General features: G+C 68.2%; 22 protein-coding genes. 11 read left to right on the forward strand and 11 right to left on the reverse strand.

What is annotated here, in order from left to right:
- Positions 1 to 47 precede the first annotated feature (47 nt).
- Entirely contained in the window at positions 48 to 1,421 is a 1,374-nt protein-coding gene (locus J4O73_RS15710) for a PleD family two-component system response regulator (protein WP_426218771.1), read from the reverse strand.
- Positions 1,422 to 1,504: 83 nt separating this feature from the next.
- Positions 1,505 to 1,876 (reverse strand): response regulator, encoded by a 372-nt coding sequence (locus J4O73_RS15715; protein ID WP_378971525.1) that lies wholly within the window; start codon positions 1,874 to 1,876, stop codon positions 1,505 to 1,507.
- Positions 1,877 to 1,949: 73 nt separating this feature from the next.
- Here J4O73_RS15715 and J4O73_RS15720 point away from each other — a divergent pair, with 73 nt between their 5' ends.
- Positions 1,950 to 2,252, forward strand: coding sequence for a DUF3572 domain-containing protein (locus J4O73_RS15720; RefSeq protein ID WP_426218773.1), 303 nt, complete (start codon positions 1,950 to 1,952; stop codon positions 2,250 to 2,252).
- A gap of 30 nt (positions 2,253 to 2,282) precedes the next feature.
- On the opposite strand, the gene J4O73_RS15725 is transcribed toward J4O73_RS15720, so the two are convergent.
- From J4O73_RS15725 to J4O73_RS15750, 6 genes are all read right to left on the reverse strand, one after another.
- On the reverse strand, positions 2,283 to 3,152 hold the full coding sequence (locus J4O73_RS15725; RefSeq protein WP_426218775.1) for a cell envelope integrity EipB family protein: 870 nt from the start codon (positions 3,150 to 3,152) through the stop codon (positions 2,283 to 2,285).
- A 97-nt stretch (positions 3,153 to 3,249) separates the two neighbouring features.
- Entirely contained in the window at positions 3,250 to 4,377 is a 1,128-nt protein-coding gene (locus J4O73_RS15730) for a DUF4167 domain-containing protein (RefSeq protein ID WP_426218777.1), read from the reverse strand.
- Positions 4,378 to 4,872: 495 nt separating this feature from the next.
- Positions 4,873 to 5,748 carry a peptide chain release factor N(5)-glutamine methyltransferase gene (gene prmC / locus J4O73_RS15735; RefSeq protein ID WP_426218779.1) on the reverse strand — a complete coding sequence of 292 codons (876 nt, stop codon included), beginning with the start codon at positions 5,746 to 5,748 and terminating at the stop codon, positions 4,873 to 4,875.
- On the reverse strand, positions 5,745 to 6,830 hold the full coding sequence (gene prfA / locus J4O73_RS15740; RefSeq protein WP_426218781.1) for a peptide chain release factor 1: 1,086 nt from the start codon (positions 6,828 to 6,830) through the stop codon (positions 5,745 to 5,747). Before prfA ends, prmC begins: the two co-directional genes overlap by 4 nt.
- A 291-nt stretch (positions 6,831 to 7,121) precedes the next feature.
- A complete protein-coding gene (gene ptsP, locus J4O73_RS15745) occupies positions 7,122 to 9,383 on the reverse strand; it encodes a phosphoenolpyruvate--protein phosphotransferase (protein ID WP_426218783.1) in 2,262 nt (753 codons plus the stop codon).
- Between the two features lie 145 nt (positions 9,384 to 9,528).
- Positions 9,529 to 10,764 carry an aspartate kinase gene (locus J4O73_RS15750; protein WP_378971510.1) on the reverse strand — a complete coding sequence of 412 codons (1,236 nt, stop codon included), beginning with the start codon at positions 10,762 to 10,764 and terminating at the stop codon, positions 9,529 to 9,531.
- Positions 10,765 to 11,163: 399 nt separating this feature from the next.
- On the opposite strand from J4O73_RS15750, the gene ubiG reads away from it, so the two are divergent.
- The 5 genes from ubiG (at position 11,164) to J4O73_RS15775 (ending at position 14,648) form a co-directional block, all read left to right on the forward strand.
- Entirely contained in the window at positions 11,164 to 11,910 is a 747-nt protein-coding gene (gene ubiG, locus J4O73_RS15755) for a bifunctional 2-polyprenyl-6-hydroxyphenol methylase/3-demethylubiquinol 3-O-methyltransferase UbiG (protein WP_426218785.1), read from the forward strand.
- Between the two features lie 46 nt (positions 11,911 to 11,956).
- Positions 11,957 to 12,520: a YbhB/YbcL family Raf kinase inhibitor-like protein gene (locus J4O73_RS15760; RefSeq protein ID WP_426218787.1), complete on the forward strand. Its 564-nt coding sequence runs from the start codon at positions 11,957 to 11,959 to the stop codon at positions 12,518 to 12,520.
- 193 nt (positions 12,521 to 12,713) lie between these two features.
- Positions 12,714 to 12,839, forward strand: coding sequence for a type B 50S ribosomal protein L36 (gene ykgO, locus J4O73_RS15765; RefSeq protein WP_238207227.1), 126 nt, complete (start codon positions 12,714 to 12,716; stop codon positions 12,837 to 12,839).
- 143 nt (positions 12,840 to 12,982) lie between these two features.
- Positions 12,983 to 13,606, forward strand: coding sequence for a tetratricopeptide repeat protein (locus J4O73_RS15770; RefSeq protein WP_426218789.1), 624 nt, complete (start codon positions 12,983 to 12,985; stop codon positions 13,604 to 13,606).
- Between the two features lie 31 nt (positions 13,607 to 13,637).
- Entirely contained in the window at positions 13,638 to 14,648 is a 1,011-nt protein-coding gene (locus J4O73_RS15775; RefSeq protein WP_426218791.1) for an alpha/beta fold hydrolase, read from the forward strand.
- Between the two features lie 9 nt (positions 14,649 to 14,657).
- Here J4O73_RS15775 and pyk read toward each other — a convergent pair whose 3' ends face one another.
- Positions 14,658 to 16,094, reverse strand: a complete 1,437-nt coding sequence (pyk, locus tag J4O73_RS15780) for a pyruvate kinase (RefSeq protein ID WP_426218793.1) — start codon at positions 16,092 to 16,094, stop codon at positions 14,658 to 14,660.
- Between the two features lie 234 nt (positions 16,095 to 16,328).
- Between pyk and gntA the strand changes: the two genes are divergently transcribed.
- Together gntA and J4O73_RS15790 are read left to right on the forward strand one after the other, a co-directional pair.
- On the forward strand, positions 16,329 to 17,072 hold the full coding sequence (gene gntA, locus J4O73_RS15785; RefSeq protein ID WP_426218795.1) for a guanitoxin biosynthesis heme-dependent pre-guanitoxin N-hydroxylase GntA: 744 nt from the start codon (positions 16,329 to 16,331) through the stop codon (positions 17,070 to 17,072).
- Positions 17,073 to 17,107: 35 nt separating this feature from the next.
- Positions 17,108 to 17,704, forward strand: a complete 597-nt coding sequence (locus J4O73_RS15790) for a DUF1989 domain-containing protein (protein WP_426218796.1) — start codon at positions 17,108 to 17,110, stop codon at positions 17,702 to 17,704.
- Positions 17,705 to 17,707: 3 nt separating this feature from the next.
- On the opposite strand, the gene J4O73_RS15795 is transcribed toward J4O73_RS15790, so the two are convergent.
- Entirely contained in the window at positions 17,708 to 18,142 is a 435-nt protein-coding gene (locus J4O73_RS15795) for a DUF1036 domain-containing protein (protein WP_426218798.1), read from the reverse strand.
- Positions 18,143 to 18,194: 52 nt separating this feature from the next.
- Positions 18,195 to 19,520: a glycerate kinase type-2 family protein gene (locus tag J4O73_RS15800; RefSeq protein ID WP_426218799.1), complete on the reverse strand. Its 1,326-nt coding sequence runs from the start codon at positions 19,518 to 19,520 to the stop codon at positions 18,195 to 18,197.
- Positions 19,521 to 19,775: 255 nt separating this feature from the next.
- Here J4O73_RS15800 and J4O73_RS15805 point away from each other — a divergent pair, with 255 nt between their 5' ends.
- From J4O73_RS15805 to J4O73_RS15815, 3 genes are all read left to right on the forward strand, one after another.
- Positions 19,776 to 20,531: an N-formylglutamate amidohydrolase gene (locus J4O73_RS15805; RefSeq protein WP_426218800.1), complete on the forward strand. Its 756-nt coding sequence runs from the start codon at positions 19,776 to 19,778 to the stop codon at positions 20,529 to 20,531.
- A 23-nt stretch (positions 20,532 to 20,554) separates the two neighbouring features.
- Positions 20,555 to 20,860, forward strand: coding sequence for a DUF1244 domain-containing protein (locus J4O73_RS15810; protein ID WP_426218801.1), 306 nt, complete (start codon positions 20,555 to 20,557; stop codon positions 20,858 to 20,860).
- A gap of 131 nt (positions 20,861 to 20,991) precedes the next feature.
- On the forward strand, positions 20,992 to 21,255 hold the full coding sequence (locus J4O73_RS15815) for a DUF2312 domain-containing protein (RefSeq protein ID WP_378975512.1): 264 nt from the start codon (positions 20,992 to 20,994) through the stop codon (positions 21,253 to 21,255).
- Positions 21,256 to 21,422 lie beyond the last annotated feature (167 nt).

The following is a 21,422-nucleotide window of genomic DNA, read 5'->3' on the forward strand; positions in this document are numbered from 1 at the left end:
CAACCGTCCCGAGTGACGGGCGGTGCTGCGTCGGGGCCCGCTGAAGGTCAGGCGGCCTGCGCCACCACCCGGTTACGGCCGCCCGCTTTGGCCTCGTAGAGCCCCTCGTCGGCCCGGCGGAGCATGTCGCCGGGGGAGGCGTCGTCGGCGCAGCGCACGGCAACGCCGATCGAGACCGTCACCGGCAGATCACGGGTGGCCCGCTGAACCGCGAAGGGCGCGGCCTGGATGCGCTCGCGGATGCGTTCGGCAATCGCCTGGGCCTCGGCCAGCCCGGCATCCGGCAGGACCACCACAATCTCTTCGCCGCCGTAACGGGCCACGATGTCGATCGGCCGCGTGTGCTGGCGCACGCGGTCGGCGAAAGCGCGCAGCACGTCGTCGCCGGCTTCGTGGCCGTAGGTGTCGTTGATCGCCTTGAAGCGGTCGATGTCCAGGATGAGCGCGGCCATCGGCCGATGGCGCATCGCCTCCTCCGAGAACAACATGCCGAGATGGTTGTCGAGGTAGCGGCGGTTGTGGAGGCCGGTCAGCCCGTCCGTCACCGCCATCTGCATCGAGGCCTGCATCGCGCCGCGCAGAACGTCGGAGAAGCGCTTGCGCCGAACCTGCGTGCGGGCACGCGCCAGCAACTCGTTCCGGTCCACCGGGCGCATCAGGTAGTCGTGCACCCCGAAATCGAGGCCGCGCACGATGCGGGCGCGGTCATGCGCCTCCGCGATCATGATCAGCGGCATGCCGCGGGTGCGGTCGAGGGAGCGGAGCTGGCTGCACAGGCGAAGGCCGTCATGCCCCGTGAGATCGAGGCTGATCAGGGCGAGGTCGAATTCGCCCTCGGCCGCCACCTGGATCGCGGTGAGCGGATCGGCTTCCACCGTGACGCGATGGTGCTGGCTCAAGGCGCCCGCCATCCGGTCGGCGGCGCCGGGCCGATCTTCCACCAGCAGGATCTGCGCGTCGAGGCCGGTTTCCGCGGCGGCGGTGACGAGGGGATCGCCCATGCCGAAGGCGCGGGAGGCCAAAGCCCTCTGGCGCAATTCGTCGGTCACGGCCTTCAGGCGCACGAGGCTGCGAACCCGCGTGAACAGGGCGGTGTCATCGACGGGCTTCGTCAGGAAGTCGTCCGCGCCCGCATCGAGCCCCTTCAGCCGGTCGGAGGGCTGGTCGAGGGCGGTGACCATCACCACCGGGATATGGGCCGTGACAGGATTGTTCTTCAGGCGGCGGCAAACTTCGAAGCCGTCCATGCCCGGCATCATCACGTCGAGGAGGACGAGGTCGCAGAGACCCTTTTCGCAGATTGCGATGGCATCCGGGCCGTTCATCGCAGCGAGCGTGTCGAAATATTCGAGGCCGAGCTTCGTTTCGAGCAGCTTCACGTTGGGGAAGAGATCATCGACGATCAGGACGCGGGCCGACATGCTACCTCGCTTGCGTCGCGCGCCACAGCCGCCCTCGGGCGCGGCTCAGGACCTCGCGACGGGGGAGACGGCACGGCGCCGCGTCATTTGGGTTCAAGATACGAGCGAACGGTTGCCAAAAACTTCGCGACCGAGATCGGCTTGGATAAATAAGCTTCGCAGCCGCCCTCGCGGATACGCTCCTCATCGCCTTTCATGGCAAAGGCCGTGATGGCGATGATGGGAATAGACTTCAGGTCGTCGTCTTCCTTCAGCCATTTGGTCACCTCGAGCCCGGAGACCTCCGGAAGCTGGATGTCCATCAGGATGAGATCGGGGTGATGGGCGCGTGCGAGTTCGATCGCCTCGATGCCATTGGCGGTCTTCAGAGTCGCGTAGCCGTTCGCCTCAAGGAGGTCGTTGAACAGCTTCATGTTCAGTTCGTTGTCCTCGACGATCAGCACCGTCTTCGACATGGTTGCTTGCCTCGGTCAGAGACGATCATGATTAAGGACCCATCAGCCCCATTGCGACGGTTTTAAGGGTTACATGTTGACGAAAGGCAAATCTCAACAGGGGGATGACCCCGCGGAGCATGTCGCCCTCGACGTTCTTCTGTGGATGCTTGGGGATGAGGACCGGCTTTTCCCCTTCCTCGCGGCCACCGGCCTCGATCTGGAGGCGGTGAGGGCCGGTGCCAAGGACCCCGTCTTCCTGGCGGGGGTGCTCGATCATGTTGCGGGCGACGAGCCGGTGCTGCTGGCCTGCGCCCGCTCGCTGGAGATCAAGCCCGAGCGCATCATCGCCGCGTGGCAGCGCCTCTCGCCCCGGCCGGACGACGAGTGGATGTAGCGAGGGTGCGACGGCCGAAGGCCGCCGCCGTCAGGGCGTGCAGCCCTTGGCGTCCTTCGACGGCTTATCGGCCTCAAGGTCGAGGGTCGTCATCACGCCGGCCAGAGCGAAATCGCCATAATCCAGCTTGATCCGCCCGCTGACGCCGTTCTCGTAGAGATCGAAGCTCAGCGTGTAGATCGGCGTACGCTCGCCGACCCCGGCCGTGTAGTAGGTGAGCTTCACCGGCCAGCGCCGCACCGCCGCGATGGGTCCGGTCTGCAGCGGCTTGTCGAGATCGGTGGTCGCCGTCGTCGCCTGACCGATGACCGCGAAGGTGTCGTAGATCTTCTGCCCGTCGTCGGAGCCGTCATAGACCTTGACCGACAGAGTGCTCTGCCCGGCGCGCGCCAGTTCGACGAGCTTGCGCATGTGCGCGCTCGGGAACAGCACGATCCCGTCCGACGTGATGGGCTTTGGCTTGCCTTTGAGCTTCACGCTCAGCCCGTCGCGGTTCTCCGTCGCCGTGCCGTCGATGGGTACGGCGTTCTCGCCGTTGGACGCCGTGGTGTTGCGAAAGCGGAATTCGTGCCCGTCGCCGCTCTCGAACGTGGTGCTGCGAAGGTCGGACAGGCGGGCGCCGGTCTCGCCGGAGGTCAGTTCCGTGACCTGACGGGTCTGCATCGTATAGCCGCGACAGGCATCACCCCGGAAATCGATGACGATGCGTCCGCGTGCCGACTCGACGGTGCGCGTTCCCGTGCTGCCGCTCAAGGACAGATCATAGACCGCCCGGTGGTTGGCGAGCACGATCGGCGCTTGCGCATTGGGGGTCTGGGCCGGTTCCGGCCCAGTGGGGGCAGCGAGCGCGGGGCTCGCCATCACCAGCAATCCGGCAAGGACGTGTCGGGAAGCGGCCATCGGAATCCAATGTTTCACGGCCGAGGCGACATAGATACCGCTTGGTCGAACGACAATCCCTCCGCCGCCCTCACACGAAGGGCGGCGGAGGCAAGGGTTACTCGCTCGGCGTGTCGTTCGAGGGCGTTCCGCCCTCGCCCGCCTCGGCGGCCGCGCTCTCGAAGCGCGGACGGCGGCGGCGGCGGGGCTTCGGCGCGGGAGCCTCGTCGGCGGCTTCAGCCTCGGGGGCCGGGGGCTGCTCTGGCTCGGGAGCGGGTGCGGCAGCAGCGGGGCGCGCCGGGGCCATCAGGAAGGCCGGCAGGGCTGCCGCTTCCTCGGTCACCGCAGCGGGCTCTTCGCGGCGACGCTCGCGGCGGGCCGGTGCTCCTTCCGTGCGCTGGAACTCACCGCGCGGCGCCTCGGGACGGAATTCGCGGCGCTCCTGCCGCTCGGGACGGTCCTGACGCTCCGAACGATCCTGTCTCTCGGGGCGGTCCTGTCTCTCGGGGCGGTCCTGGCGTTCCTGCCGCTCGGCGCGGTTCTCGCGAAACTCCGACCGCTCGGCGCGCGGGCTCTCGGACCGCTGCTGGTAGTCCTGGCGCGGCTGATCCTGCCGGGTGCCGTCCTGGCCGCGATAATCCTGGCGCGGATAATCCTGACGCCCGTTATCCTGGCGGTCCTGGCGTCCGTAATCCTGCCGGTTGCCGTCGTGACGGTTGTCCTGACGCTGACGGTCGCGGCCGTAATCCTGGCGGCCGTTCTCCTGACGCGGCTGGCCGTCGAAACGGCGCTGGTCGCGGTTCTGGAAGCGGTCGCGGTTCTGGCGGCCCCCTTCCTGGTAATTGTCCTGCCGTGCCTCGTAGGGCTGCGGCTGGTTGCCGGGATCGCCGTAATCGTCCTGCCCGTAGCCCTGGCCATTATAGCCGTTGCCGTTGGCCTGACCGCCCTGGCCCTGGGCGTCCTCGTCACCCTCGTCCATCTCGTCGTCGAAGGCCCGGGCCGCGTATCCGTTCTGGACGGGACGCGCCTGCTCCTGAGCGCCGGAGATGATCCGGAAGTAGTGCTCGCCGTGCTGGAAGTAGTTTTCCGCCGCGACGGGATCTCCTGCGGCGAGCGCATCGCGCGCAAGCTGCGCATACTTGTCAGCGATGTGCTGAGCGGTACCGCGGATCTTGACGTCGGGGCCGTTCGATTCGTACGAGCGCGTCAGCGGATTAGGACCCTTGGGGCGATTGCGCCCGCGCATCCGTCGATTCTGGTTCGGTCTCATCGGTCTTCAGTGACCCTCAGTTCACGCCAGACAAGTCAAAGGGGCGTCCGGGATTGCGCACACCTCAGGTGCGTCGTCCCGACCCGCACTGCCCGAAAGCAGCCGTGCAACACTTCGCACGAACCTCTCCGATCGGTTGAGCCACCGCCTGCGTCGCAGGCCGAATAAAACGGCGCGGACCACAGGGCAGTTGTCAGGTTCGAGCGGTACCGGACCGGCACGCGAACCTCGCGTGCGCCTTGTTCCGGATGATGAGGGGATCGGCGAACTACGTGGCGGCCGTGGTCTCCACCGACCCTATCGCGGCTCGTCTTAACGAAACGTTCGCGATCTTCAAGCGGAGTCTAGCCTCTCCCATGCGCTGCAACAAGCTTTTTTCCTGGAAGCGGCCCGATGCGGCCACCGTGCGCGCCATCGCATGGTGATGCACTTGTATTCGTCGGCACGATTTGGGCGCCCGGACGATGAACTTCAATGGATGAAGGTGAGAACCCGGTCGCGGCCCCCGAGATCACGCGACAAGCCCGCGAATGTCAGCCCGTTCGCGACCCCGATCGCCTCGACGGATCTCGCCTGATCGTAGCCGATCTCCAGAATGGCGGGGGCACCCAGCCTGAGTAATCCGCCTTGCCCGATCGCGTTCAAGATCGCGCGATAGGCGTCGAGACCGTCCGGACCGCCATCGAGGGCGGCGCGAGGATCGTGCTCGGCGACCTCCCGGTCGAGCCCGGCGATGATGCCGGTTTCGATGTAGGGCGGGTTCGACACCACGAGATCGAAGGGGCCGCGCAGGGCATTGCACCAATCGCCTTGCACGACCTGCATACGCTCGCCGATGCCATTGGCGCGGGCATTGGCGCGGGCGGTTCTCAAGGCGGTTTCCGATCGGTCGAGGCCGATGCCGATCGCGTTCGGCAACTCGCTCAGAAGCGCGACGAGGATACACCCCGAACCGGTACCGAGATCGAGTATCCGCAGGGGCGCCTGGCGGTCGGGCAGTGCGGCCAGCGCCGTTTCCACCACGGTTTCGGTGTCGGGGCGTGGCACCAGCGTGTCCGGCACGAGAGTGAAGGGCAGGCCCCAGAACTCCCAGGCCCCGAGAATGCGCGCGACCGGTTCCCCCGACGCCCGTCGGGTCAGGGCGTCGGATAACGCGGCTCCCGCGCCACCGATCGGCCGGTCGCCATCCAGAGCGAGGTCGCGGGGAGCCAGGCCGAGCAGGCCGAGCAGCAGGAAACGTGCATCCCCTTCGGCCCCGGCGATTCCCGCCGCGTCGAGGAAGGCGGTAGCGTAGCGCAGGGCGGCACGGCGGGACTGGGAGGCGTCGAGGCCGCCCTTCCCGCTCACGCCATGCCCTCGGCGGCGAGCAATTCCGCCTGATGCTCCGCGATCAGTGCATCGACCACCTCGTCGAGCGCCGTCCCGGCCATGACCTCTTCCAGCTTGTAGAGGGTCAGGTTGATCCGGTGGTCGGTCACGCGGCCTTGGGGGAAATTATAGGTGCGGATCCGCTCCGAGCGATCGCCCGAGCCGACCTGCGCCTTGCGGTCGGCGGCGCGGGCGGAATCCTTGGCGGTGCGCTCGGCATCGTAGAGGCGCGCGCGCAGGAGCGACATCGCCCGCGCCCGGTTCTTGTGCTGCGAGCGCTCTTCCTGGACGAAGACCACGATGCCCGTGGGCAGGTGGGTGATGCGGATGGCCGATTCCGTCTTGTTGACGTGCTGGCCGCCCGCGCCCTGCGCGCGCATCGTATCGATTTTCAGATCCGCATCGTTGACGACGATGTCGACATCTTCGGCCTCTGGTAGCACCGCGACGGTGGCGGCGGAGGTATGGATGCGCCCCTGCGTCTCGGTGTCGGGCACGCGCTGCACCCGGTGGGCGCCGCTCTCGAACTTGAGCCGCGCGAACACGCCCCTGCCCTTCACCTCGGCGACGATTTCACGGTAGCCGCCGACGGTGCCCTCGCTCTCCGAGAGCACCTCGACGCGCCAACCCTTCGACTCCGCGTATTTCGCGTACATGCGGAACAGGTCACCCGCGAACAGGGCCGCCTCGTCGCCGCCGGTGCCCGCGCGGACTTCGAGGATCGCACTCTTTTCGTCTGCCGCATCCTTGGGCAGCAGCATCAGCTGGAGGGCGCGGTGCGCCTCCTCGAGCCCGGCCTCGGCCTCGGGTTTTTCCTCGGCGGCGAGCGCCCGCATCTCTGGATCGGTCCCGGCCTCGTCGATCAGCCCCTCGATGCCCTTCAGGTTGTCGAGGGCCGCGCGGTAGGCATGGATCGCCGCCACGACCGGATCGAGATCCGACAATTCCCGCGAGAGTTGCACGACCGTCTCGGATTCACCCTCGCCGGAGGCGAGCTGTGCGGTGACGAGGTCGTGCCGGACGAGGATGGCGTCGAGGCGTTCGGGTGGAAAAGGTATCATCGCCCGGTTGTTCTATGGGGACGTCGGTGTGTCGGCCCGGTTCCGCGAGGGCGTACAACCCCGGCGGAAGGTTCCGCAAGGTGGCTGCTGTCGTTCTCTCGTGCGGGGATCGACGCAGGATTACGCTACCCCGCTTGGACCTACCCTTCCCCTCATCCTGAGGTGCCGCGAAGCGGCCTCGAAGGAGGACTCCAGGGATCGCAGCGCCTGCTGGAGCCCTCCTTCGAGGCCGAACTCGCGCGTCGGCACCTCAGGATGAGGTTGAGGCCGGGATCGATGTCATGAGGCGTCCTAGATCGGCACGCCGTTCTCATGAGCGTAGGCCGTGAGCATCGGGCGCAGGGTCTGGCCATCGTGCAGGGTGGCCATCTCGCGTTCGATCAGCCGGGCGACCTCCCCCGCATCGAGACTCAGCACCATCGCCTTCAGGGGGCCGATGGCGGCGGGCGACATCGACAGGTTCCGGAAGCCGAGGCCGATCAACGCCATGGCTTCAAGGGGCCTGCCGCCGATCTCACCGCAGACCGTCACCGGGCAGCCCGCCGCGTTCGCGCGATCCGCGATCAGCTTGAAGGCCCGCAACGCCACGATCGACAGCGGATCGAACCGATCGGCCACGCGCCGGTTCTCGCGATCCACGGCGAAGAGGAACTGCATCAGGTCGTTGGAGCCGACCGAGAGGAAGTCCGCCTCGCGGGCGATCTCATCGATCTGGAACAGAAGCGAGGGCACTTCGACCATCGCTCCGAGCTCACAGGGCTGCGGCAGCTTGTAGCCGTGCCGGGCGAGATGCGCCTTTTCCCGATCCACGATCGCCCGCGCCTGCGTGAACTCGTGCACGGTGGCGACCATGGGAAACATGATCTTGAGGGGGCGCCCCTCCGCGGCCTTGAGGAGCGCGCGAAGCTGCATCCGCAGCAGGGCGGGCCGGTCGAGGCCGATGCGGATCGCCCGCCAGCCGAGCGCCGGGTTCTCCTCTTCGAGCTTGGCCATGTACGGCAGGATCTTGTCGCCCCCGATATCGAGGGTGCGCACCGTGACCGGGCGTCCGTTCGAAGCGATGAGGGCCTGCCGGTAGAGCGCCTGCTGCTCGGCCGCCGAGGGCATGCGCTGGGCCACCATGAACTGCAGTTCGGTGCGGAACAGGCCGACACCCTCCGCGCCCGTCTCTTCCAGATGGCTGAAATCGATCAGCAGCCCGGCATTGAGATTGAGCCCGACCTTCACCCCGTCCCGGGTGATCGCAGGCACATCGCGGAGCGCCCTGTACTGCTCCTGCCGCCGGGCGCGCAGGCGCACCATCTCGGCATAGGAGGATTCGATCTCCGGCCCCGGCCGGACATGAACCTCCCCCGCGACGCCATCCACGATGATCGCGTCGCCCGCTTCGCACAGGGCGGTGGCGTTCTCGACCTCGCCAACCGCCGGTATGCCGAGCGCCCGCGCGACGATGGCGACGTGGCTCGTCGGGCCGCCCTCCTCCAGCACGATGCCGCGCAGCGTGCCCGCATCGTAATCGAGCAGCGCCGCCGGACCCATGGTCCGCGCGACGAGGATCGCGTTCTCGGGCAGCATGGCATGACCCGCCGAACCGGGGCCGATCAACGCCCGCAGCAGGCGGTTCGCGAGATCGTCGAGATCGTGCAGGCGCTCGCGCAGATAAGGGTCGGACTGACGCAGCATCCGCGCCCGGTTGTCCGATTGGACCCGTTCGACGGCAGCCTCCGCGGTGAGGCCCGAGGCGACGGCCTCGCGCATCCGCCGCAGCCAGCCCTGGTCGTGGGCGAACATCCGCACGGTTTCCAGGACCTCGCGGGATTCGGCGGTGCCGATCCGGTCGCCCCGCTCCACCAGGGCATCGATCGCCGAGCGCACGCTTTCGATCGCCGCGTCGAGACGTTCGACCTCCCGGTCGACGTTCTCGGCGATGAGCGTCTTCACCACGAGGCGCGGTTCGTGCAGCACGACGTGGCCGAGGCCGATCCCATCCGAAAGAGAGACGCCCCGTGCCATCACGGGGCGCCGGGCTGCGGCGCTCGCCTGCGAGCCGAGCCCGTCGAGTTCGCCCGAGGCGATCATCTCCGAGAGCACCATGGCGGTGGTCTGGAGGGCCTCGATCTCCTCCTCGGAGTAGACGCGGTAGGTCTTGTTCTGGACGGTCAGCACGCCGAGCGTGTGCCCTGCCCGCAAAAGCGGCACGCCGAGGAAGGCGTGGTAGATCTCTTCGCCCGTTTCCGGGCGGTAGGAGAAGGCTGGGTGCTTCTGCGCGTCCGATAGGGCCAGCGGCTCGGCGGTGGAAGCGATGAGGCCGACGAGGCCCTCGTCGGCGCGCATCCGCGTGAGATGCACCGCCTCGCGGTTCAGGCCCTCGGTGGCGAAGAGTTCGAGGATGTTGTCGTCGCGCAGCACGTAGACCGAGCAGACCTCGGCCACCACGTTGGCGGCGATCAGAACGACGATCCGGTCCAGGCGCGCCTGCGGGCTCACCGGCTCCGCCATTGCTTCGCGGAGGCGGCGCAGCAGAAGGCGCGGGCCTCCGAGCGCAGCGGGCATCGTATCGTCGTTCCAGCGTCGGTGGGTGACCGTGGCGTCGGCCCCCTGCAACCTTGGCGCCAATCGCCCCGGGACGGCAATCCGTCCCGGGGCGTTTAGTTCATGAAATGTGCCGCTTTCGACAGCCTGCGTGGTCGACCAGGCCTCAGGCCTGGTCGAGCCCGTAGAGCGAATGCAGCGTGCGGACGGCCAACTCGGTGTAGGCGGCGTCGATCAGCACCGAGAACTTGATCTCGGACGTGGTGATCGCGCGGATGTTGATGCCCTTCTCGGCGAGCGCGCGGAACGCCTTGGCGGCGACGCCCGCATGGCTGCGCATGCCGACGCCGATGGCGGACACCTTCACCACATCCGTCGCGCCCTCGATCTGGGCGTAACCGATATGCTCGCGCGCCTCATCGAGGATGGCGCGGGCACGCTGGTACTCGGCGGACGGCACCGTGAAGGTCATGTCCGTGGTCGACTGGTCGCCCGAGACCGTCTGGATGATCATGTCGACGTTGATGTTGGCATCGGCCAGCGGTCCGAAGATCGCGGCGGCGACGCCGGGGCTGTCCTTTACGCGGCGCAGGGTGATCTGCGCCTCGTCCCGGGAAAACGCGATCCCGGTGATGATCTGCTGTTCCACGATGTCGTCCTCGTCGCAGATGAGGGTACCCGGGCGCGCGGCGTCCGGCGGGTCGAAGGAGGAACGGACGGTGGTCGGCACCCGGTGCACCATCGCGAGTTCGACGGAGCGCACCTGCAGCACCTTGGCGCCGAGCGAGGCCATCTCCAGCATTTCCTCGAAGGTCACGCGCTCCATGCGCTTGGCCTTCGGCACGACGCGGGGGTCGGTGGTGTAGACCCCGTCCACGTCCGTGTAGATATCGCAGCGCTCGGCTCCGATGGCCGCGGCCACGGCCACGGCCGAGGTGTCCGACCCGCCGCGCCCGAGGGTCGTCACCCGGCCGCTCTCGGCATGGATGCCCTGGAAGCCCGCGATCACCGCCACCTCGCCGCGCGCGAAGCCGGCATCGAGGTTGGCGGAGGGGATGTCTGCGATGCGCGCGGAGCCGTGCGCCTCGGAGGTGAGGACCGGGATCTGCCAGCCCTGCCAGGACCGGGCCTTCAGGCCTTCCTTCTGCAGGGCGATGGCGAGCAGGCCCGCCGTCACCAACTCGCCCGACGCGACGACGGCGTCGTACTCGGCGGTGTCGTAGAGGGCGTTGGCATCCTTCACCCAATCGACCAGCTCGTTGGTCTTGCCCGACATCGCGGAGACGATGACGGCGACCTCGTAGCCAGCCGCGACTTCGCGGGCCACATGGCGCGCGACGTTGCGGATGCGATCGACATTGGCGACGGACGTACCGCCGAACTTCATTACCAGACGGGGCATTCTTCGAACGTTTCCAAGCCCGTGCAGCCGGAGCGGGCGTCCCGCCGAAGACCGGCCGGGGCCCGCCCCCGGACGGGTTTCGCGGGTACTCGCGCCGGTTCCCCCTGTCAACGTCCGGCCTGGCTTGGGGTGCGCCAAAGCCGCGACGTCCTTCCGGGTTGCGCTCGCCCTGCGGATGGGAGCATTGCGTTATCAGGCGATCACCCCTCGATCCCCTCGCTCTTCCTCATCTTGAGGTGCTGCAATGCGGCCTCGAAGGAGGGCTCCAGGGATCGCTGAGCCGTCTGGAGCCCTCCTTCGAGGCCCGCTCACGCGGGCACCTCAGGATGAGGTCGCATGTGGGAGCACGGTAAAGCTCGTCCGGACTGGTGTTCACCGAGGTGGGTAAGGGGCTGGATCATGGCGGAGACGACGGGCGGGTTCGTGGACCGGGACGAGGTCGCACGGTTCGACGCCATGGCTGCCACGTGGTGGGACGAGTCCGGGCCGATGCGGGTGCTCCACCGCTTCAACCCGGTGCGCGTCGGCTACATCCGCGATGCCCTGTGCCGCCACCATGGCCGCGATCCGGACGTGCCCTTCGCCCTCGATGGCCTGACGATCTGCGATGTCGGCTGTGGCGGCGGTGTCCTGTCTGAACCCCTGGCCAGGCTCGGTGCCAAGGTGACGGGGCTCGATCCGGCGGAGAAGAATCTTGCGGTCGCCCGCGCCCATGCCGAGGCGGCGGGCGTGCCGGTCGATTACCGAGGGCAGACCATCGAACAGGTCGTGGCGGCGGGCGAGGCGTTCGACGTCGTGCTCATCATGGAAGTTGTGGAGCACGTCTCCGACATGCCTGCCTTCGTGCGCAGCGCCTGTGCGGCGGTGAAGCCCGGCGGGCTGCTGTTCGCGGCCACCATCAACCGCACCATGCGCTCGTTCGCGCTCGCCATCGTCGGGGCGGAATACGTCCTCGGCTGGCTGCCCAAGGGTACGCACGATTGGGAGAAGTTCGTGAAGCCGGATGAACTCTCGTCCGCGATCCGCTCCGGCGGCCTCGATGTCACCGACACGACGGGCGTCGTCTACAACCCGCTCAACGACGGCTGGCGCGCCTCCCGCGATACGGCGGTCAATTACATGCTGAGCGCCGCGAAGCCCGTATGAACCTGCGCCTCCTTCCGCCGTTGACCGGCGTCAGAAGGAGCCCCCGATGCTTGAGAAGATGCCCCGCGTGCTGGGCGAGGCCCTGTCGGGTCTGAAGGCCGGTCTCGACGGGACGACCTACCACGCCGGCTTTTCCACCGTTCCCGATGTCATCCGGGTGGCGAGCGATGCCTTCTCCGATCGGAGTGCCCTCCCCTCGCGCTTCACCGCCGATGGCGAGGCATTGTCCCCGCCCCTCGCCTGGGACGGCCTGCCCCCCGGTACCGCCTCCGTTGCCCTCATCGTGGAGGATGCGGGAAGCCCGACGCCGCGCCCGCTGGTCCATCTCCTCGCCTGGAACCTCGATCCGGCCGCGCGGCTGATCGAGGGCGCCGCGACGGGCGACAGGCCATCCGGCCCGATCGTGGGCAAGAACAGCTTCCTCAAGTCCGGCTGGCTCCCGCCCGATCCGCCGACCGGCCATGGCGACCACGAGTATCTGTTCCAGGTCTACGCCCTGTCGCAGCGCCTCGACCTCGAAGCCGGATCCGGCCGCGAGGCTCTGGTGGAGGCCATGGAAGGCAAGGTCCTCGCCAAGGGCGGTCTGATCGGAACCTACGCGCGGGCCTAGCGGCCATCTCGAGAGACAAGTGCGACAGGAAGGGCCGCGAAGGCTTGCCTCGGCGGCACGAATCCTGATATGGCGGCGCCCATCCCGCGATGCCTGTGCCGTCATCGCCGGGCGCGCCGTGCGCGTCCCGAGACCGGCCGGACGTTTTCGACGAACCCCGTTCCTGGACGGCCCCTCGCGGGCCGAGAGACCCATGAAGATCCGCAACTCGCTCAAGTCCCTGCTCGGCCGCCACCGCGACAACCAGCTCGTGCGCCGCAAGGGCCGTGTCTACATCATCAACAAGACCCAGAAGCGCTTCAAGGCTCGCCAGGGCTGAGACTGCGCCGCCCGGTTCAGGCCGGGTGTGGTGTTGCCGACGATTTTGCAAAGCCGCGTCCGTAAGGGCGCGGCTTTCGCGCGTGGAGCGCGCGGCACGAGAGCGCGTTGACGTGGCGGCCCACCCGCCGCAGCTTATCGTTCATGCCGCGCCCGAACACCTTTCCACTCCTTCTCGCCGCCCTGCTCCTGGCCGGCCCCGCTGCCGCGGCACCGCCGGACACCGGGGCGCGTCTGGGCGGCAACCGGTCCGCGCCTGAGAAGCAGGCGGCCAAGCCCGCTCCGAAGCCTCCGAGCCTCGATGATCTCTTCGCCCGGCTGAAGGCCAGCGAGGATCCGGCCGAAGCCAAGGGGGTCGCCAAGCTGATCGAGCAGCGCCTCGACCGATCCGGCAGCGCCACGGTCGATCTCCTCACGGACCGGGCACGGCAGGCCATGACCGGCCACGACTTCGCGCTTGCCGCCGAATTGATGGACCGCGCCACCGCCCTCGAGCCGACGTGGTCGGAAGGGTGGAACCGCCGTGCGACGGTGTTCTGGCTCCTCTCCGACAAGGGTGAGGCGGTCTCCGACCTTCAGCGCGCGCTGGTGCTGGAGCCGCGCCATTTCGAGGCGTGGTCGGCCCTCGGCAAGATTTACGAATCGATGGAAGACAAATCGCGGGCGCTCGCCGCCTATCGCCGGGCCCTGACGCTCTATCCGACGATGGACAAGCTCCGCGAGGCGGTGGACCGTCTCGCCCCCGAGGTCGACGGCCGCGACCTGTGACGCCCTCTCTCGCCGACGCGGCCCAAGCGTGATGTCGCGCGTCTTGGCCGTCCTTCTCGTGCTGCTCGCCCTGCCCTTCGCTCTGGCGGGTCTTGTCTTGGCTCTGGGCGCGATGGCGAGCCTCGTCATCGCGTTGCGAGTCGGTGCCCTCTATCCGCCCGCCGGCCCCTTCGTGAACGTGCCGGGCGGGCGTCTCGCGACGATGCAGGAGGGGCCCGCCGACGGGCCGCCGGTGGTGCTGCTGCACGGTGCCTCAGCCAATTCCGCCGATCCGATGGGAGGCATCGGCCATCTTCTGGCGGCCCGTGGCTTTCGCGTCGTGGCTTTCGACCGGCCGGGCTTCGGCTGGAGCGACCGTCCCGGCGGCGGGGCCGATGCCTCGCCCGCCGCGCAGGCTCGCCTGATCGCAGACGCGCTCGATGCCATGAAGGTCGGCCCGGCCATCGTGCTCGGCCATTCCTGGGCGGGCGCGCTCGCCTTGGCGCTGGCCCTCGACCATCCGGCTCGCGTCTCGGGCCTCGTTCTCGCGGCGCCTGTGGCGATGCCGATGCCCGGCCCGATCAGCCTGCCCTGGTACTGGCGCCTCGCCCTCAAGCCGCCAATCCTGTGGGTTCTCAGCCGAACGGTGGGGCCGCCCGTCGCCCTCGCCTATCTCGGGGAGGCCGGGCGCCGGGTGTTCAAGCCCGAGGAGCCGGTGCCCGGCTATATCGAGACCTCCCGCGCGGCCCTGGTGCTCCGGCCCGGAACGCTGCTCGCGAACGTGCAGGATCTCGTCGGCCTGCCGCAGGCGCTGACGTCCTTGAGCCCTCGCTACGGCACCCTCCGCCTGCCGACGGCCATCGTCTCCGGCGTGGCCGATCCGATCGTGAGGCCGGATATCCATGCCGTGCCGCTGTCGCGGGTGATCCCGGGCGCACGGCTCGTCCTGCTGCCGGGCGCCGGGCACATGATCCACTATACCGCGCCGGAGGCTGTCGCAGGCGCGGTATCGGATCTGGAGGCCGCCATCAGGGCCAAGGCGGTTCCGGCCGCCACCCCCTGACGGGAAGGCTCACGCCTTCTCGGCATGCTCCCGGGTGATGAAGGTGAGACGCACGAGGTTCGTCGCGCCGGGGGTGCCGAAGGGCAGACCCGCGACCACGATGATGCGATCACCCACGGCCGCGAATTGCTCGCGCACGGCGAATTTGGCGGCGCGGAAGGCCATGTCGTCCACGTCGCTCGCATCCTTGGTGACGATCGGGTGGACGCCCCAGGCCATGGCGAGCCGCCGCGCCGTCTCGCGCTTGGGCGTGAGGGCGATGACCGAGGCGTTCGGGCGCTCGCGGGTGAGCCGCAGGACCGTCGAACCGGAATGGGTCCAGGCCATGACCGCATCCAGATCGAGGGCATCGACCATCTGGTGCGCGGCCGCCGCGATGGCATCGGCGGCGGTCTGGTCCGGCGTGTCCTTCTGCGCGCGGATGATCGACCAGTAGAGCGCGTCACGCTCCACCTGTTCGGCGATCCGGCTCATCGTCGAGACGGCATCCACGGGATAGGCGCCCGCCGCGCTCTCGGCGGAGAGCATCACTGCATCGGCGCCCTCGTAGACGGCGGTGGCGACATCCGACACCTCGGCGCGGGTCGGCACCGGGGCGGTGATCATTGATTCGAGCATCTGCGTCGCGACGACGACCGGCTTGCCGGAACGCCGCGCGCTGCGGGTCAGGCGCTTCTGCACGCCCGGCACCTGCTCCAACGGCATCTCGACGCCGAGGTCGCCACGGGCGACCATCAGGCCGTCCGACACCTCAACGATCTCATCGAGGCGGGCCAGGGCCTGCGGCTTCTCGATCTTGGCCATCACCAGGGCGCGCCCGGCACAGACCTTCTTCACCTCGGCCACGTCCTCAGGCCGCTGGACGAAGGACACTGCGATCCAATCCGCTCCGGCATTCAGTCCGGCTTCGAGATCCGAGCGGTCCTTCTCGGTCATGGCGGGCACCGGCAGCACCGTGTGCGGCAGGGACACGCCCTTCTTGTTCGAGATGCGCCCGCCAACCTCTACCCGCGTCACGGCACGGTCGCCGGTGGTCTCGACCACGGACAGGCGCAGCTTGCCGTCATCGAGCAGGATGGCGTGGCCCGGCTCCAGCGCCTCCAGGATCTCGGGGTGCGGCAGGTGGCAGCGCGTCACGTCGCCGGGCGTGGTGTCTCCGTCCAGAACGAAGGTCGCGCCCTTCTCCAGCATGACGGCGCCTTCGGCGAAGATGCCGAGGCGCAGCTTCGGGCCCTGAAGATCCACCAGGATGCCGATGGGCCGCTTGGCCTCGCGCTCGATGGTGCGGATCACCTCGACCTTCTCGGGCAGCTGTTCCCGCGAGAGGTGACTCATGTTGAGCCGGAAGACGTCGGCTCCGGCACGGAACAGACGCGCGATCATTTCCGGCGTGTCGGAAGCGGGGCCGAGGGTCGCGACGATCTTGGTGCGACGGGAACGTTTCAAGGTGGCGGCCCTCCGGGACTCGTGTGCGCCACCCTTGGTGGCATGGTCCGTTGCGGCGGTCTGAGCATCCGGCGCGACGTGACGTCAAGCCAGCGTTTGCACAGGCGCCGATCCTCATCCTCAAAACCTTGTGTCGCAGCCAGGAACGCTGCTGCCTGCGTGAGGTTGGCGGAAAGCCGGGCTGATGCTGCCTTCGGCTTGTGCGTGATTGAGTAATCGAGCAGCAGAGCTAAAATGAAACTACCGCGTGACGACCGTGAGCACCCGAGTGCTCATGCATTTCGAGAGTTCATCCAAGATCCACCCTTTCCCTGCGTCGGCGCGAAATCGGCCCTCTCACGGGGACGGTTAAGGATCGTCGTGGCCCGCGATATCACATCCGGCTGGGATGACATGCGGATCTATCCGGCTCTTCTGTCTTTCATTGCCAGCTATCGCGAAGCGCCTGACCTGTTCCAGAGCTTCGCGGTGGTCTTCGAGGGACCCGGAGCGATCTCCGAAGAAACTTTTGAGGCAAGCTTATGGGCGCGCGCGCAATCGCTTTCGGACAAGGATTCCTGGCTTGGCCAACCCTATGACGGGCGCGTCGCCGCCGATCCCGATAACCCGCACTTCTCCTTGAGCTTCGGCGGCGAGGCCTTTTTCGTGGTCGGTCTGCATCCGGGGGCGAGTCGACCGGCGCGTCGCTTCCCCTCGCCGGTCATGGTGTTCAACCTGCACGCGCAGTTCGAGCGGCTACGCGCGGAGGGACGCTACGAGAAGTTGCGATCCTCGATCCTTCAGCGTGACGAGGCGCTCGCGGGCAGCACGAACCCGATGCTGTCCCGCCATGGCGAGGCGTCCGAGGCCCGGCAATATAGCGGGCGGCAGGTGGGGCCGGACTGGCGCTGTCCCTTCACACCCCGCCGTGAAGCGGACCCGACAGAGGCCGCGCGTCTGCGGGAGCCGATCCACCCGTTCGACCTCCCCCTGATCTGACCCAGATGATGGAGCCGAGCGGGAGACGCGAATCTGTGGACAAGACGATCGAGATACCCCCGAGATCGGGGACGGCCTTCACTCTGAGCCAGGGCGAGAGGCTGACGGTGATCGACCCCCGCGGAGAGCAGGTCGCGGACCTCGTAGCCTACAACCGAAACGATACGGACGAGGTGATCTCGTCCGGCCGGACCCTCGATTATGCCAGCCGGATCTACCTGACCACGGGCGACCCGCTCTACTCCAACCGCTCGAACGTGATGCTGCGCATCATCGAGGACACGGTGGGCCGCCACGATTTTCTGCTGACGCCCTGCTCGGCGGACACGTTCCGCATCATCTACGGCGATGTGAATCCGCATCGGGGCTGCTTCGGCAACCTCGCGGCGGCGCTCGAACCCTATGGGATCGCGCCGGATCGCATCCCGGTGGCATTCAACTGCTTCATGAACGTGCCTGTCGATAGCCAGACCGGCGCGATCACCGTCGAGCCGCCCCTCAGCCGGGCGGGCGACCGGATCGTGTTCGTGGCCGAGACCGACCTGATCATCGGTCTCACTGCGTGCTCGGCGTTGCAATCGAACAACGGCAGCTTCAAGCCGATCCACTACCGGATCGACCCAGCGGCTTGAGCCTCAGGGCTTGGCGGCGGCCGGAGCGCGCTCCGGTTCGGTAAGCTGGATCGTCCAGTTCTTCTGCTCGCCGGTATCGACTTCGAAGAAGCCGTTCCGGTCGAAGCCGCGGGCGAGGCAATCCTCGATTCCGCGGATCGTGAACTCCGCGTCGCGGGTGCACATCAGCGACCGCCCGCCCCACTCGCCACCGCGCGTGTAGTCCACGGCGAAGACGTAATAGAACCGGGCGGCCAGGGAGCCGGAGAGAAGCGTCTCGCAGCCCTTGGGCTTCAACTCCCACCAGCCCTCGGTCACCCAGCCCTGCGTGTCGCGGTAGCCCAGCGACACGCCGACCTTGCTCTCGGTCTGGTTGCAGAGCCGAAGGTCAGCGCGGGCTGGTCCCGTGCCCAGCACGAAGGCCACGAGCAGCCCCGCCGATCCCAGGCACGCCCTCATCCTGAGGAGCAACGCAGGCAGCGCGTGGGGGAGTGAACGGCCTCGCAGGTGGTCAGCCGACGAGGATGATGCGGCAGTCGTTGACATTCGTGCAGGTGGGGCCGGGATTCACCAAGTCGCCGATGGCGGCGAAGAACGCAGTGGAGTCGTTCTGCTCAAGCATCGCGGCCGGATCGAGGCCAGCCGCACGGGCGCGGGCCAGCGTCGTCGGATCGATGAGGCCGCCCGCCGGATCGGTGGCGAGGCCGCGCCCGCCATCGGTGCCGTCCGTGTCGGCGCTGATGCCGCTGATGCCGGGCGTGCCGTCGAGCGCGAGGGCGAGCGCCAGCGCATATTCCTGATTGGGGCCGCCATGGCCCTCGCCCCGGATCGTCACCGTCAGTTCGCCGCCGGAAATCAGCGCGACGCGGCGGCCTTCCGCCTGGTAGCGCTTCGCCTCGGCGGCGTGGGCGGTGGCGACCTCACGGGCTTCCCCTTCGAGGTCGGAGCCCAGCATCACCGGCTCGTAGCCGGCGGCCTTCGCGGCAGCGGCGGCGGCATCGAGCGCATCCTGCGGCCGGGCGATGATGCGGTAGCTGCTGTTGGCGAAGAGCGGATCGCCGGGCTTGGGCGATTCGTTGTTCGGATCGTTCAGGAGCCGCTGGGCCGCCTCCGGCAGCGGGATGTTCCGGCGCTGGCAGATCTCGCGGGCATCGGCCAGCGTCGAGGGATCGGGCACGGTCGGGCCGGAGGCGATCACCGCCGGATCATCGAACGGCACGTCCGAAATCGCGAGCGTCAGGACCGAGCGGGCGTTGCGCGCGGCGCGAGCAAGGCGCCCGCCCTTGATCCGTGAGATATGCTTGCGCACCGTGTTGAACTCGCCGATCGGCGCGCCGGAGCGCAGGATCGCGCGGGTGATCCCCTGCTTCTCGGCGAGCGTCAGATCCCCGGCCGGGGCGATCCAGTTGGCCGAGCCGCCACCGGACAGGAGCACCAGCACCTCGTCCTCCGGTCCGGCCGCTTCGGCCAGTCGCAGGACTTCCTCGGTCGCGTCGATACCCGCCTGGTCCGGGACCGGGTGGCCCGCTTCGACCATGCGGATGCCGGGCGCCTCCTGGCCGTAGCCATGGCGCGCCACGGCCAGGCCGACGATGCGATCGTCGCCGAGCCCGTGTTCCTGCCGGTAGAAGCGGCTCGCCACCGCGCTCATGCTGCCCGCCGCCTTGCCCGCCGCAAGGATGATGAGGCGGCCCGGGGACGGCGGAGGAAGGTGGGCCGGAAGGCACAGATCCGGATGGGCGGCGCGGATCGCGGCGGTCAGGAAGGCGTCGAGATGGGCGCGCTGCGCCTGGACGTCGGTCTCGGCGGCGGAAGACGGGGTGGCGGATTGCGACATGGCGTTCAACGGGCTCCCTCGGCACCGTGACCCGACGGGGCGGCGCGCAGTTCTTGTTCGCGTGGGGCTCCCTGGCCGGGAGGACCCGAACCGGCCGTGCGATCCCCGCCCCTTTCGAGGCGGCGGGCCCGTTCCTTGCCGTGAGCGCACGATCCTTGATAGGTGCTGTGCCCGAGCCGTAGCGCGACGGCAAGCGTGCCGCCCGTGCATTCCGCCGCACTTCCCGTCCTTCCCATCCCGGCCAGCGAGTTTTGCGTGATCCGCCCGGAGCCTGACACGCCCCCGCATCCCTGCGAGATCATCCCCGGCGATCCCGCCTGCGGGCTGGTTCTCGCCTGCGACCACGCCTCGAACTTCGTGCCGCCCGATATTGTGCTGGGCGTCGCGCCGGAGGAGTTCTCCCGCCACATCGCCTACGATATCGGCGCCGCCGCCGTGACGCGGACGCTGGCGCAGGCTTTGAACGCGCCCGCCATTCTCACGAACTTCTCGCGCCTGATCATCGACCCGAATCGCGGGCGTGCCGATCCGACCCTGGTGATGCGCCTCTCGGACGGTGCCGTGGTGCCGGGCAACGCCCGGATCGACGAGGCGGGCAAGGCGGCGCGGATCGCCCGGTTCTACGAGCCCTTCGATGCGGGCATCGCGGCTGCCCTGGCGGCGGCGGAGCGCGCGGGCCGGATGCCGTTCCTCGTGACCATCCACAGCTTCACGCCCTATTGGCGCGGCGTTCCCCGGCCCTGGCATGTCGGCATCCTGTACGATCGCGACGACCGCCTCGCCCGTCCGCTGATCGAGGCCTTGCAGGCCGACCCGGCGGGGCTCATCGTCGGCGACAACGACCCCTATGGCGGCGGGCTACCCGGCGACACGATCGACCGGCATGCCACGGTGCGCGGCCTGCCCAACGCCCTCGTGGAGATTCGCCAGGATCTCATCGCGGGCGAGAACGGGCAGCGAGAATGGGCCGACAGGTTCGCCCGTATCCTCGCGCCGCTCATCGCTGCCTGAACCGACACCCGAAGGACGAGACGATGGCCGAGATCGACCCCGCGACGCAGACCGAGCTCGAGGCGGCCGTATTCCGGCGGCTCGTGGCGCATCTGCAGAACCGCACCGACGTGCAGAACATCGACCTGATGAACCTCGCGGGCTTCTGCCGGAACTGCCTGTCGAACTGGCTCAAGGATGCGGCCGAAGCCAAGGGGCTTCCCATGACCAAGGACGAGAGCCGCGAGGCGGTCTACGGCATGCCCTACGAGACGTGGAAAGAGCGGCACCAGACCGAGGCCAGCCCGGCTCAGTCCGGGGCCTTCGCCAAGCGCGACGGCAGCCACTGAACGGGACTCAGGGACGGTGCCGGGCTATAAGGATCGGGTAAGCTTGACCGCTTAACCAGCGGGTCCATGGCGCCCGTTCCGGCGCAGAAGCGGAGTCCTTCATGAACGCGCATTCGATGCCCCGGCCGGGCATGCCCGCCTCCGGCGATGTCTCCTCCGCCGAAGGCGTGGCCGCCGACGAACTGAAGCAGTTCATCGAGCGCCTCGAGCGCCTCGAAGAGGAGAAGGCCGGCATCATGGGCGACATCAAGGAGGTGTTCGCCGAACTGAAGGGCCGTGGCTTCGATGCAAAGGCCGTTCGCACCATTCTGCGTATCCGCAAACAGGATCACAGCGAGCGCCAGGAACAGGAAGCGATCCTGGAGTTGTACCTCCAGGCACTTGGCATGGCATAGCAAATACCAACCGGATCCTGAGGGGGTGCAAACATCCCTTGGGATCCGATTGCATCCATTACGCAGATCTCTCTCCCGGACCTTGACGTTATAGCGCTGTTGCCTTCAAGAGTGCGTTACCGCACGGAAGTTGCCCCGGCGAAGGGCATGGCGCGCGGTCGCCGATC

The sequence above is a fragment of the Methylobacterium sp. NFXW15 genome, from assembly GCF_049887755.1.
Lineage (GTDB): Bacteria > Pseudomonadota > Alphaproteobacteria > Rhizobiales > Beijerinckiaceae > Methylobacterium.